Genomic DNA, 12,464 nt, shown 5'->3' on the forward strand with positions numbered 1-12,464 from the left:
TTTATTTTCTACTCACCGCTGAAAGCTCTTTAGAACCACCCGCGTAGCAGGTGGTATTCAAAATACAAAAAAATAAAGGTAATGTATCCATCATTACCTTTATTTTTGAAACTATATTGCTATTAAATAGAAATTTTTATTTTCTTTCAACTCCGTATTTAGCTTCTAATTCCTTCAATATTTGATCATATTTTTTATGTTGATTTTCTTTAATTAAATTATCTAATACACTGTCTTTAACTTCTTCAAAACTTTTGATTGAGGCTTCATTTTTTGCATCTACTAACACTAAATGATACCCAAATTGAGTTTTAACCGGTTCAGTAACCTTTCCTATTTCTGATGTAAAAGCAGCTTCTTCAAATTCTGGAACCATCATACCTTTTGAGAATTCACCTAAATTTCCACCTTGTTGATTAGATGGGCATGTTGAATATTTCATTGCAGCATCTCCGAATGAAATCTTGCCGCTTAAGATTTCTTCTCTTGCCTTATTTGCTTCCTCTTCAGTTTCTACTAGAATATGTCTAGCTGAAACTGTTGCAGGCTGACCAAAAGCTTCTTTATTATCTTCATAGTATTTCTTTACTTCTTCATCTGTTATTGTTACATCACTCAATACTTTATTTATTGCCATTGAAGTTATAACTTCCTTTGATATATTTTCCATGGCGTCTTTGTATTCTTGAGTCTTATCTAATTGTATTTCTTTTCCAAACTTATTCATTAATTCAAATGAAATCAATTGTTCTACCAATTGTTTCTTCTTTTCTTCGCTTTGTAAAGCTCCTCTTTGCTCTTGTGGATATCTACTAATTATTGCATTTAAATCTTTTTCTGTTATTTCATATCCTGCTGCAACAGCTAACACTTTATTTTCCATGTGAATTCTCCTTTATAATCATTTTATATTATTTTTAACAGTTTGTTATATACACTTCATTTTAACAGTATCTACTACTTCTAACAATAATATAACTAAATAAATTTTAGATTTTTAATCAAAAATACATAGTATACATAAAACCACCATAAAATGTTATACTAATTTAGGGGTGATTTAATGTCCGATATATTAAAAAATGATTGGAAAAATTATTTGCAGTCTGAATTCCAAAAAGATTATTATATTGATCTAAGAAAATTTTTAATAAATGAATATAACTCTAAGACCATTTATCCTAATATGTATGATCTCTTTAACGCCTTACATTTTACACCTTATAATAAAGTTAAAGTTGTTATATTAGGTCAAGATCCTTATCATGGACCTGGCCAAGCGCATGGATTGAGTTTTTCTGTTAATCCAGGTGTAAAAACTCCACCATCTTTAATTAATATCTATAAGGAACTACATACTGATCTAGGTTGCTATATTCCAAACAATGGCTATTTAAGAAAGTGGGCTGATCAAGGAGTCTTATTGCTAAATACGGTACTTACAGTTAGAGCTGGAGAAGCTAATTCCCACAAAAATAAGGGATGGGAAGAATTCACAAATGAGGTTATTAAGGTGCTAAATAAAAAGGAAACACCTATAGTATTCATACTTTGGGGTAATAATGCTATTTCAAAGACTGACTTTATTACTAATCCTAAGCATCTTATAATAAAATCCGTTCATCCTAGTCCATTATCTGCATCAAGAGGCTTCTTCGGAAGTAAACCTTTTTCAAAAACAAACAATTTTCTAATTTCTACAAATCAAGAACCAATTGACTGGCAAATCGAAAATATATAATTATTTAATTTACTTTTCCAATGCTTACATTTAAATTAAGCCTTTCTATTATAAATTAAATGTTTAAATATAGTTTTGCTAAACATTGTGCATATGCTGGTGTATAATTGATTATACGCTAATTTTGAGGAGGTTGTTTTGTGGATTATAAATTTGTTTATGAGAATAAAGAATACGTACTAACAGAGAATAATTGCGATGGGATATTTTTTGAAGGGGAAAATGAGATTACAGGTCTTTCCTTAGATATAATATTGAATGCTCTAAATGAAGGAGAAGAAATAAGTTTTTCAACTGAATATTATGGTGATAAATGTACATGTAATACTCAAGAGCAAATAAATAAATCTTATCGTTACTTAGAGTACCACTTTTACATATATACAAAAGATAATGAATATGTAATAAATACTATCTGTAATGAATATAAGAATACATCTTTTAATAAACTTTTTGGTTTAGGAAAAATTGATGATAGCTATATAGTTAGTGTGACTGTATGCCCTAACTGCGGTATCTACTCAATATATATAGATCAATGTACTGTTTAAGGAATTCCTATATAACTTTTTTACAAATAGTTAATATAAAAAAAGATAACATTTAGAAATATAATTTAAATGTTATCTTTTTAACGAATATAATGTATTTTTTATTCCCTTGAAATAGTAACTTAAGTTAATTAAACTATTCAAAAAATTGTATACATATTTTACTGAATTATAATTTTCTAAAGATATAGAAAAAGCACTAACTTATGTTAGTGCTTTTTTGGTGGCTCGAACTGGAATCGAACCAGTGACACGAGGATTTTCAGTCCTCTGCTCTACCGACTGAGCTATCGAGCCATATTACCTGGCAACGTCTTACTCTTCCACACAGTCTCCCATGCAGTACCATCAGCGCTGTAGACCTTAACTTTCCTGTTCGGAATGGGAAGGAGTGTTACCTCTACGCCGTCATCACCAGATACAAGTAGTATTATATCGAGTTATTTATATTATGTCAACACATTTTTTATTTTTTTATTATAAATATTTTAAAATGTTTAATTCATCAGGGTTTATATTTTATTTTTCTAATCAATTGTGCAATAATTAAATATACATGATAATGTGTTTTTAATACTTAAAATAAATTCTAATTTGGAGGTTTTTCTATGAGCATTGAAAAGTTATCAGAAATATTAAAGAATAGTAATAATATAGTCTTTTTCGGCGGAGCTGGTATCAGTACGGAATCTAATATACCTGACTTTAGAAGCTCAAATGGCCTATTTAGCGAGAAATTAAACGCTACATTGACTCCTGAGCAGTTAGTATCACATACTTTTTATATTAAATATCCTGAAGAATTTTTTAAATTTTACAAAGCAAAACTTATATATCCAGAAGCTAAACCGAATGCCGGCCACTTAGCATTAGCTAAACTTGAAGAACTGGGAAAATTAAAAGCTATCGTGACACAAAATATAGATGGACTTCATCAAATGGCTGGAAGCAAAAATGTATTTGAACTTCATGGATCTATCCATCGAAATTATTGCGTTAAATGTCACGAATCCTATGATGTGAATTTTATCCTACAATCTAAAGAAGTTCCTACTTGCACTAAATGTGGTGGAATTGTTAAGCCCGATGTAGTTCTTTATGAAGAGGGGCTAGACGATAAAGTAATTAGAGAATCTATAAATGCAATTTCTAATGCAGATACTCTTATTATAGGTGGAACTTCACTTGTTGTTTATCCTGCTGCCGGACTTATCAATTATTTTAGAGGAAAGAATCTTGTGTTAATAAATAAAAGTTCTACATCTGCTGATTCCAAAGCTAATTTGGTTATTAACGATTCTTTCGGGAAAACATTAAGCGAGGCTATAAAAGAATTATAAATTTTTTATCTAAATTATGTATAAATAAATTTAATTTGGCAATAAATAATAATGAAGTATTTAACTTCAATATTTAATCGCCTCTCCCCCATTTTTATTTATATACAATTTGTAAAGCCATAATATATTACTTCGTTTGAAATATATTATGGCATTTTTATTTTGCATAATTTATTTAATAAGAATTCTTCTTAGCATATCTAATCCTGTAATTGTAGCCTGAAGCCTTACTTTGTTTCTATCTCCCTTAAACAAACATTTTTGTATCGTTACCTTTCCTTGAACATACACACCTATAAAAACCAATCCAACAGGTTTTTCTAAAGTACCACCTTCTGGTCCTGCAATTCCTGTTGTTACAATGCTAACATCAGTATTAGCTGTCTTTGCAATACCAATTGCCATTTCTCTTGCGGTTTCTTCACTTACGGCCCCATATTTGTTTAAAATATCATTATTAACGCCTAGTCTATTATGTTTAGCCTCATTGGAATATGTTACAGCGCCTTCTAAAAAAACTTCCGATATACCTGGATAATTAATAAGATAGCTTGCTATCATGCCACCAGTACATGATTCTGCCGTAGATATTGTTAGTTTCTTCTCTATCAAAAGCCTAGCTACAACTTCTTCTATGTTAATATCCTCAGTTGCATAAACATTATCCCCAAGTCTGTTCTTAATTTCTTCCTCAATTGGTTCTATCAATTTTAGTGCTTCATCTTTAGTTTCAGCCTTTGCAGTTATACGAAGCATTACTCCTACATCTTTTGCATAAGGCGCAATTGTAGGATTAGTTTGAGCATCTATTAAATCCTTAATCTCTTCTGCAACAGCGCTTTCCCCTATTCCAAGTATCTTAACAACTCTTGAAACCAATATTGAATCTGATTTCTCTTGAAGATATGGTTTAACCGATTCTTCAAACATTGGTTTCATTTCCTTTGGTGGCCCAGGTAAAATGATCATTATCTTATTATCATCTTCTATTATAACTCCTGGCGCTGTTCCATTATTATTCTTTATAACAGTTGCTCCTTCTGGAATTAATCCTTGCTTTAAATTATTTTTAGTCATTGCTCTTTCTCTAAATTTAAAATAATCTCTTATTTTTTTAATCGAATTTTCATCCTGAATCAATTCTTTATTAAAATATTTAGCTGCAACTTCTTTTGTAATATCATCATCTGTAGGTCCAAGTCCTCCTGTAGTTATTATGATGTCACTTCTGCTATATGCCTCATCAAATGCATGCATAATTCTTATTTCATTATCTCCTACTACTTGCTGATAATACATATCTATTCCAAGGGCTGCTAATTCCTGAGCTAAATATTGGGCATTTGAATTAATTATATCGCCTAATAAAATCTCTGTTCCTATGGCTATAATCTCTGCTTTCATCTTATTACCTTCTTCTTATTTAATTTGCAAGTCTACAATAATATTCTTAATTAGAAATTATACTACTAAACCATTATTAATTACAATAATCTCTATTTATATTATAATTAAAGATTGAAACCTATCCAACAATCTATTGAATAGGTTTCATATAAAATATATTCTTTTATAATATGCTATCTCTAAGTATATCTAGAGATAGCTTATATAAAAATTTTTTTCATCCCAATCTATTATAGGTAAATACTTTAAATATCAAAATAAAAGTCTCATTAGTTAAGTAATTAACCTAGAATAAACTTAGTAATATGTATGAGAAGAAAAAATTCATTGCAAAGAGAGCTTTCTGTTCTAATTTTATGTGAAATTTTTAATCTTTATTCACATCTATCTGCAATTCTATTATAAAAGTCTATTCTAAATGTTTCAAAGCTCTAGGGTTAATCTAAAAATCTACACTACTTTACTTGCTTCATTCTTTATATTACTTATCTTCTGTTTCAAGCAATGCTAATGCTACCGCACCAATTACCCCTGCATCTGTACCTAATCCTGCTGGAACAATCTTAACTGATTCTGCCATGGATTTAAAACATCTCTTATCAACAACTTTTCTTACTGTATCAAAAACAATCTCTCCAGCTTTTGATACACCACCACCTATTATTATAATTTCTGGATCAAATATAGATACTGCATTAGCTATAGCTATTCCTAAATAATTCAGTGCATTATTAATTATATCTACGCAAACTGGATCTCCTGCAGCCGCCTCTGTAAACACCTCATATGAAGTAATAGTATCATACTTTCTTAATGAAGTCTCAACTTTGCTAGCTAATGCTTCCTGTCCTCTTTTTGCAATTGCAGTCCCTGATGACGTTGCTTCTACACACCCTATATTTCCACAATTACATCTTGGTCCATCTGGTGCCACTGTCATATGTCCTATTTCTAAGGCATTTGAAGTGTGTCCTCTATATACCTTTCCATTTAAGACAGCTCCTCCACCTACTCCAGTGCTTACTGTGAAGAACACTACATCTTTAGCGCCTTTTCCTGCACCAAACATATATTCACCGATAGCTGCAACGTTTGCATCATTATCTAAAAACACAGGAACTTCAAATTTTTTATTCAAAGGTTCCACTAAATTAAAATTCTTAAATGGAAGGTTTGGTGTATAGATTATAGTTCCTTTTTCAGCATCTAAAGGTCCAGGGGAACCGATACCAATTCCTTTTATATCTTTATAAGTTACTGATCCATCTTTAATTACTTTTTCAACAGATTCTATAATTCTATTTAATACTGGAATTTCTCCCTCACTTGCATTTGTAGGAACTGTTGTTTGACATAGCACTTCTCCATTTAAATTAGATAATGCAGTACTTATCTTAGTTCCTCCTAAATCTACTCCTATAACATATTTTTGCATAATATAACTCTCCTTTATTTTATTTAATATACCAATAAAAAACAATTTGCTAATACATATTATACTATATTATGCTATTCCAATAAAACCTGTATTTTAAATAATATTTTTTCAAGATCCTTTATTGGCGCTTATGTAATAGTTCCCAAAATCGTCATATTGTGTATAATTAATATTGAATTTGTTATCTTGAAGCATAGAATTAATTAATTCTATGTCATCCTTATTATTTCTATCTATCCTTATTACAAAGTTATCATCTTTGTCTATTATATTAAAATAGTCAAATATATTACTATAATCACTCAACTCTATACTCCCATTAATATCCATACTATAATCTGACATTGTAGAGGCCTCCTTGTTTAAATTGTATAAAATATACTATCACTAAAATATTATGTCTTTCTACACATGATTTTATCCTATATATATTAATGTAAAATTTACCTTATTCCTTAATTATAGTAAATTTTATTTTACTTCTCTTTATTAAGCCAATAAATAAAAAGTACCCTTTATGTAATTACTACACTAGAGTACTTTTTATTCCTATTCCGTAAATTTTAGCTATAACTTTCCGTAATCTTATTTTCTTAATTCATTAATGCTCTCTATGGCTTTCGCTACCTCTATCTCTGGAACTTCTTCATATCTTACAAATTCTTTTGTAAATACTCCTCTTCCTTGAGTTAAAGATCTCAATTCAGTAGCATATTTTCTAATTTCGGCAAGCGGAATTTCTGATATAACCCTTTGCTTGTCCCCTTCTGGTTCCATTCCGATTACTCTTCCCCTCTTTTTATTTATATCAGCTATTACATCACCCATATATTCATTTGGTAATATAACTTCTACTTTCATTATAGGTTCCAAAAGAATAGGTTTAGCTTGCTCTAATCCCTTTTTATAAGCTATAGAGGCTGCAATCTTAAAAGCCATTTCAGAAGAATCTACAGAGTGATATGATCCATCATGAAGAGTCGCTTTAAGGCCTATAACTGGGCATCCTGCTAAAACCCCATGAGTTATACACTCTCTTAATCCTTTTTCTACTGCTGGAATAAAATTTCTTGGAACTGCACCACCAACAACGTTATCAATAAATTCTAATTCTTCCTCTCCATCTGTTCTACGTTCAAATTTAATTACCACATCTCCATACTGGCCATGTCCACCAGACTGCTTTTTATGTTTTCCTTGTACATCTGAAAATCCCTTTATAGTTTCTTTATAAGGTACCTTTGGTAAACTTAATACTGCTTCTACACCAAATTTACTTTTTATTTTACTTGCGATTACATTAATATGTGTTTCTCCTAGTCCTGAGATTACAATTTCTGCATTTTCTACATCCCTATCAATCTGAAAAATAGGATCTTCATCTTTTAACTTGACCAAAGCTTGAGATATCTTTTCCTCATCACCTTTAGCTTGTGGGATTACAGCCATTGAGAAAACTGTTTTAGGAAAATTCATTTTGTCATATATTACTTTAAAATCAGGACTAGCTAAAGTATCGCCTGTATTTGTATACTGTAGCTTGGAAATAGCACCTATATCACCAGCTATTATTCTTTTAGCTGGTATTTGTGTCTTACCTCTAATAAAACATATATGGGATAATTTTTCGTTCTTATCTTTATTAACATTTAATACTGTCATATCATCTTTCGCTTCACCTGTAATAACTCTAAAAAATGATATCCTGCCTACAAATGGATCTGCAATAGTTTTAAATACTAATGCAGAAAAAGGCTTATCTTGATTGAGATTAACAAAAACCTCTTCATCTTTTAAAACGTCTACAGCTTTTTGTGGAATAGCATATTCTGGCGATGGAAAACATTCTACAATATCATCAATTAAAGAATCCATTCCAATAACTTTTGTAGCACTTCCACACATAACAGGGGCAATATCCCCATTAGCACATCCACTTATAAGGCCCTTATATATTTCTTCATCACTCAATTCACCTTCACTAAAATATTTATCAAGCAATACTTCATCAGTCTCAGCTACAGCTTCCATAATCATCTTCTTACAATTTTCAACTTCATCCTGGAGCTCTTCAGGTATATCCAATATTTTTATTTCCTTAGTCTTTACATCGTATACTCTTGCTTGTTTGGATATTATATTTATTACTCCTTTAAAATTGTCTTCTTCTCCTATAGGATACTGAATAGGCACCACGCTGATGCCAAACTTTTCTTTAAGAGATGCTAATACTTTATTAAAATCCGAGTTCTCTCTATCTAATTTATTTATAAAAAATGTTCTAGGCAATTTAATTTTGTTACAATATTCCCAGGCTCTTTCAGTTCCCGCCTTGACTCCTGAAACTCCGCTTACAACTATCATACCTACATCCACGGATCTCATTCCTTCGATACATTCACCTTGAAAGTCTGCATATCCAGGAATATCAATAAGATTTATTTTAACATTATCTAATTCAATTGGTGCTACTGAAAGGGCAATAGAAAATTGTCTCTTCTTTTCTTCAGTATCAAAATCTAAAACCGTAGTCCCATCCTCAATGTTCCCTAATCTATCTGTAATTTTTGAATAATACAGAAGGCTTTCCGCTAAGGAAGTCTTTCCAGTTCCATTATGCCCCATTAATCCTACATTTCTTAAATTTTTAATACTATAATCTTTCATAATGCTGCCAAACCCTTAATCTACCCTAGAGATTGGCTCCCACCTGCCTTTCACTTAATAATGCTATATGTTATATTTCTATTTCTATTCGTTAAATCCTCCTTATTTTCTTAATTTTCTGAAAATTTATATTTATCCTATTTTTGAAGTAGTCCTTTAAATTAATTTGATGTTTTCTTGTAGTATTAACCAAAAAACATTATAATTTTATCTGTTAATATCTTTAGAATCATGTTTATTACTTTAAATCTATCTTTGTGGAGGAAAATTTAATGAAAGCAAAAAAGAATTTAAGAAACTTCTATATGTTTTGGTTTGCTTTACTTGCAATTTCTATAACTATCGGAGTCTTATTTATAAAACCCCAAGTAGGTGTTGCTGATCAAGGTGATTTCTATAGAATTATGAATGTATCTGGTCTGTCATTATTAGACTCAGATACGAATAATCCTAACTCTGTAGGATATTATGACTTTATTGTGACTGATTATAAGATTACCCCTTTAAACAATACTGATCCTAAAATCATCTGGAATTGTAGTTTGAGCTATCTAATAATACTTGTTAATTATATATGCAAATCACTTGATCATAATATATTTAAAACTCAATATTTAGCTGTCATCTATAGTATTATATATATTCTTTCATTTATCATAATATTAAAATCTTTGAATATAAAAAATAATATTAAATCTATGATGGTTGTACTAATAACCGCATTCATTTTCTTTGATGGTAATTATTTAATTTGGTTTAATAGCCTATATGGAGAACCAATGATGATAACTACACTATCGCTACTTGTTGCATCCATTCTTAACTATATTAAGTACAAATACGTAGTAAAGGGAACGGAAAAATTAATGTCGAAAATACTTTATATATTATTTTCAGCATTTTTATTTTTAGGTTCTAAATTACAAGTTATTACTTCTTTACCTATTATTATAATTCTTATATGTAAAATATTATTGGATAATAGATATAATCTAAATAAAATCAATTTAGCTATTTTATATGTTATTACATGCTTATTGATAATCTATCCTATTCGCATCAATATGAATAGCAACAACTTAAGTAAAGACACCCAGTATAACTCAGTCTTTTATGGAGTACTAAACGAATCTACTACTCCAGAGCAAGACTTGATAGATTTAGGCTTAGATCCTGATTTATCAGCTGAGGCTGGGAAACATGCTTATTTGGATTCTGATGAATATGTCAAATATATTCCTGGTTCAGAAATAACTGATGAAAAATTCTACAGTAAAATAAATAACTTTAAACTTGGAAAATTCTATTTAACTCACCCTACTCGTTTATTAAATGGCATGAAATATACCGCAAGTAAGGCATTCTATACTAGTACCGGACTAGGTAAGTACTCAAAAGCTGATAGTTTAACCCCAGTTAGGGATTTCCATCGTTTCACACTTTGGTCATCTATAAGGGAAAAAATATTGCCTAGAAATTTATATTTTATAGGATTAATTTATCTTATTGTTCTGTTATGCTCACTGTATAAATATATTCGAAATAGTTCTAACCCTGAAATCAAGAACAAAATTCTCTTGCTTTGGACTGTTATATTTATAGGTATACTTCAATTTCCAATGCCTTTTGTCGGCAATGGAAAGGCTGATACCTCGAAACAATTATTTTTATTCAACTTCACTTTTGATGCATTATTAATGCTTATTCTTGTTTATATTCTATTTAAAGTAAATAATCTATTTAAAATAAAATTTAATTCATCTCATAAATAGGCTTAACAAGTAATCTTAGAGTAATTGTAATTTTGTTTACTCTAATTAAACCAATATCTATATTTGTTTATCACTAACTTATATTTATGTTTGCATCACATATTTAATTTATTTTATAGAAAATGAAGGCTAAGTATACAATGCTTAATTTGCATTATATACTTAGCCTTCACAATTTTTATTTACTTTTATTCCTTATTCTCATACCTTAAAATAATTAGCTGATTTATATTATTTTAAAATTCGAATGATTAATTTGGTTTTAATATTAAATTACTATATCCCAATTATTCAAATTATCTTTTATTGCCAACTATATGCATTCTAAATAGATTAATCAATATTAGTGTAATACCCCCAACCGTATCTATTATAACATCTCTAAAAGCACCTTCTCTTCCTAAAACAAATAATTGATGTATTTCATCAGAACAAGCGTAAAGAAATACAAAAGCTACTGTCACAAAAATAACTCTTCTGATATTAAAATACAATTTAAACACATTAAACGCTAATAATGATAATACCATATATTCAAGAAAGTGTGCGCATTTTCTAACTATAAAATTAGTAAGCTGTCCAAATATTCCATTCATATTGATACCTATAGCAGAAAGAATATTTATTACGCCTTCACTTTGAGAATCAGATATTTGAGCAGGTTGATTAGACATAATAAATATCCCTATCATCCAAACTATTAATAAAAACCAGTAAATAATTTTCCTTTTGTTCTTCATATTCCATCCTCTTTAAGTACAATTTTAAAATTCACAGATATTATATTACTCAGACATATATCTATTTATATAAGCAAGTGATTCTTCTAATAATTCTTGCCCTTTTTCCAAACCATCGATTTTCATCTCTAAGCTACAAATTCTTTGATCAATTTGATACATAAACTGCTTTATATCTTGTAGTAACTTTGCTTCATAAGTAACTTGAACACCTTCATCATCAATGTATATTTTTTCTGGTGGAGCACCACACTTAGAACACTTAGCATATATTCCTTGTTTATCTAAATTATTAAACACCTTAAATGTATCGTTATTACACTCTGCACAATTTGATAACATTATAAATTCATAATAACTCACATCATAATAATAAGTACTTCCACAGTCTTTACATACTAATTTAAGTTTATTGTCTTCTGTTGATATATGAAATTCATTACCGCTACATCCATCTTTTTTGCAGACAATAGTTCTTACCATAATCCTACCCCTCGCAATATAATTTTTATACAATAAATAAAAATATTAAATTACATTTTTACATATATTTTACATATAAATTATATATTATAATTCATTCATTGTATACTTTAACAATTAGTATTTTTAGCCTATTTTATACTGTTGTTCTACTATTTTCTGCACCATATAACTCATACCAGTAATAAATATTATTTAACAACAATATTTATAATAATAAAACAAAAAAACTATGAATAAAATTCATAGTTTTTAATGGTGGAGATAAAGAGATTCGAACTCTTGACCCCCTGCGTGCAAGGCAGGTGCTCTCCCAACTGAGCTA

General features: G+C 29.4%; 11 protein-coding genes, 1 tRNA gene and 1 rRNA gene. 4 read left to right on the forward strand and 9 right to left on the reverse strand.

What is annotated here, in order from left to right; all coding sequences use genetic code 11:
- Positions 1–136: 136 nt before the first annotated feature.
- Positions 137–883, reverse strand: a complete 747-nt coding sequence (locus tag L1S46_RS25770) for a peptidyl-prolyl cis-trans isomerase (RefSeq protein WP_012061040.1) — start codon at positions 881–883, stop codon at positions 137–139.
- A 180-nt stretch (positions 884–1,063) separates the two neighbouring features.
- On the opposite strand from L1S46_RS25770, the gene L1S46_RS25775 reads away from it, so the two are divergent.
- Positions 1,064–1,741 carry a uracil-DNA glycosylase gene (locus tag L1S46_RS25775; RefSeq protein WP_238858654.1) on the forward strand — a complete coding sequence of 226 codons (678 nt, stop codon included), beginning with the start codon at positions 1,064–1,066 and terminating at the stop codon, positions 1,739–1,741.
- A 140-nt stretch (positions 1,742–1,881) separates the two neighbouring features.
- On the forward strand, positions 1,882–2,292 hold the full coding sequence (locus L1S46_RS25780) for a DUF3785 family protein (protein ID WP_012061042.1): 411 nt from the start codon (positions 1,882–1,884) through the stop codon (positions 2,290–2,292).
- A 221-nt stretch (positions 2,293–2,513) separates the two neighbouring features.
- Here the strand turns inward: L1S46_RS25780 and L1S46_RS25785 are convergent.
- Both L1S46_RS25785 and rrf read right to left on the reverse strand, forming a co-directional pair.
- A tRNA-Phe gene (locus L1S46_RS25785) sits at positions 2,514–2,589 on the reverse strand.
- 5 nt (positions 2,590–2,594) lie between these two features.
- Positions 2,595–2,711: ribosomal RNA gene (rrf, locus tag L1S46_RS25790) — 5S ribosomal RNA — on the reverse strand.
- Positions 2,712–2,900: 189 nt separating this feature from the next.
- Between rrf and L1S46_RS25795 the strand changes: the two genes are divergently transcribed.
- Positions 2,901–3,632 carry an NAD-dependent protein deacylase gene (locus tag L1S46_RS25795; protein ID WP_238901369.1) on the forward strand — a complete coding sequence of 244 codons (732 nt, stop codon included), beginning with the start codon at positions 2,901–2,903 and terminating at the stop codon, positions 3,630–3,632.
- Positions 3,633–3,803: 171 nt separating this feature from the next.
- Here L1S46_RS25795 and L1S46_RS25800 read toward each other — a convergent pair whose 3' ends face one another.
- From L1S46_RS25800 to fusA, 4 genes are all read right to left on the reverse strand, one after another.
- Positions 3,804–5,036 carry a competence/damage-inducible protein A gene (locus L1S46_RS25800; protein WP_017210169.1) on the reverse strand — a complete coding sequence of 411 codons (1,233 nt, stop codon included), beginning with the start codon at positions 5,034–5,036 and terminating at the stop codon, positions 3,804–3,806.
- 484 nt (positions 5,037–5,520) lie between these two features.
- A complete protein-coding gene (locus L1S46_RS25805; RefSeq protein WP_012061045.1) occupies positions 5,521–6,474 on the reverse strand; it encodes an ROK family protein in 954 nt (317 codons plus the stop codon).
- Positions 6,475–6,585: 111 nt separating this feature from the next.
- The gene (locus tag L1S46_RS25810; protein WP_238901371.1) at positions 6,586–6,822 is read right to left on the reverse strand and encodes a hypothetical protein; all 237 of its coding nucleotides are present in this window, start codon (positions 6,820–6,822) and stop codon (positions 6,586–6,588) included.
- A 240-nt stretch (positions 6,823–7,062) separates the two neighbouring features.
- A complete protein-coding gene (gene fusA, locus L1S46_RS25815) occupies positions 7,063–9,144 on the reverse strand; it encodes an elongation factor G (RefSeq protein WP_238901373.1) in 2,082 nt (693 codons plus the stop codon).
- 272 nt (positions 9,145–9,416) lie between these two features.
- On the opposite strand from fusA, the gene L1S46_RS25820 reads away from it, so the two are divergent.
- On the forward strand, positions 9,417–10,916 hold the full coding sequence (locus tag L1S46_RS25820) for a hypothetical protein (RefSeq protein ID WP_039773101.1): 1,500 nt from the start codon (positions 9,417–9,419) through the stop codon (positions 10,914–10,916).
- 296 nt (positions 10,917–11,212) lie between these two features.
- On the opposite strand, the gene L1S46_RS25825 is transcribed toward L1S46_RS25820, so the two are convergent.
- Together L1S46_RS25825 and L1S46_RS25830 are read right to left on the reverse strand one after the other, a co-directional pair.
- The gene (locus L1S46_RS25825) at positions 11,213–11,656 is read right to left on the reverse strand and encodes a VanZ family protein (protein WP_238901375.1); all 444 of its coding nucleotides are present in this window, start codon (positions 11,654–11,656) and stop codon (positions 11,213–11,215) included.
- Positions 11,657–11,701: 45 nt separating this feature from the next.
- A complete protein-coding gene (locus L1S46_RS25830; protein ID WP_012061050.1) occupies positions 11,702–12,139 on the reverse strand; it encodes a hypothetical protein in 438 nt (145 codons plus the stop codon).
- Between the last annotated feature and the right edge of the window lie 325 nt (positions 12,140–12,464).

The sequence above is a fragment of the Clostridium sp. YIM B02500 genome (genome assembly GCF_022324665.1).
Taxonomy (GTDB): Bacteria; Bacillota; Clostridia; order Clostridiales; family Clostridiaceae; genus Clostridium; species Clostridium beijerinckii.

Coding starts and splice junctions, on each gene's coding strand:
- L1S46_RS25770 (WP_012061040.1), bottom strand. CDS start 883: ATGGAAAATAAAGTGTTAGCTGTTGCAGCAGGATATGAAATAACAGAA.
- L1S46_RS25775 (WP_238858654.1), top strand. CDS start 1,064: ATGTCCGATATATTAAAAAATGATTGGAAAAATTATTTGCAGTCTGAA.
- L1S46_RS25795 (WP_238901369.1), top strand. CDS start 2,901: ATGAGCATTGAAAAGTTATCAGAAATATTAAAGAATAGTAATAATATA.
- L1S46_RS25800 (WP_017210169.1), bottom strand. CDS start 5,036: ATGAAAGCAGAGATTATAGCCATAGGAACAGAGATTTTATTAGGCGAT.
- L1S46_RS25805 (WP_012061045.1), bottom strand. CDS start 6,474: ATGCAAAAATATGTTATAGGAGTAGATTTAGGAGGAACTAAGATAAGT.
- L1S46_RS25810 (WP_238901371.1), bottom strand. CDS start 6,822: ATGTCAGATTATAGTATGGATATTAATGGGAGTATAGAGTTGAGTGAT.
- fusA (WP_238901373.1), bottom strand. CDS start 9,144: ATGAAAGATTATAGTATTAAAAATTTAAGAAATGTAGGATTAATGGGG.
- L1S46_RS25820 (WP_039773101.1), top strand. CDS start 9,417: ATGAAAGCAAAAAAGAATTTAAGAAACTTCTATATGTTTTGGTTTGCT.
- L1S46_RS25825 (WP_238901375.1), bottom strand. CDS start 11,656: ATGAAGAACAAAAGGAAAATTATTTACTGGTTTTTATTAATAGTTTGG.
- L1S46_RS25830 (WP_012061050.1), bottom strand. CDS start 12,139: ATGGTAAGAACTATTGTCTGCAAAAAAGATGGATGTAGCGGTAATGAA.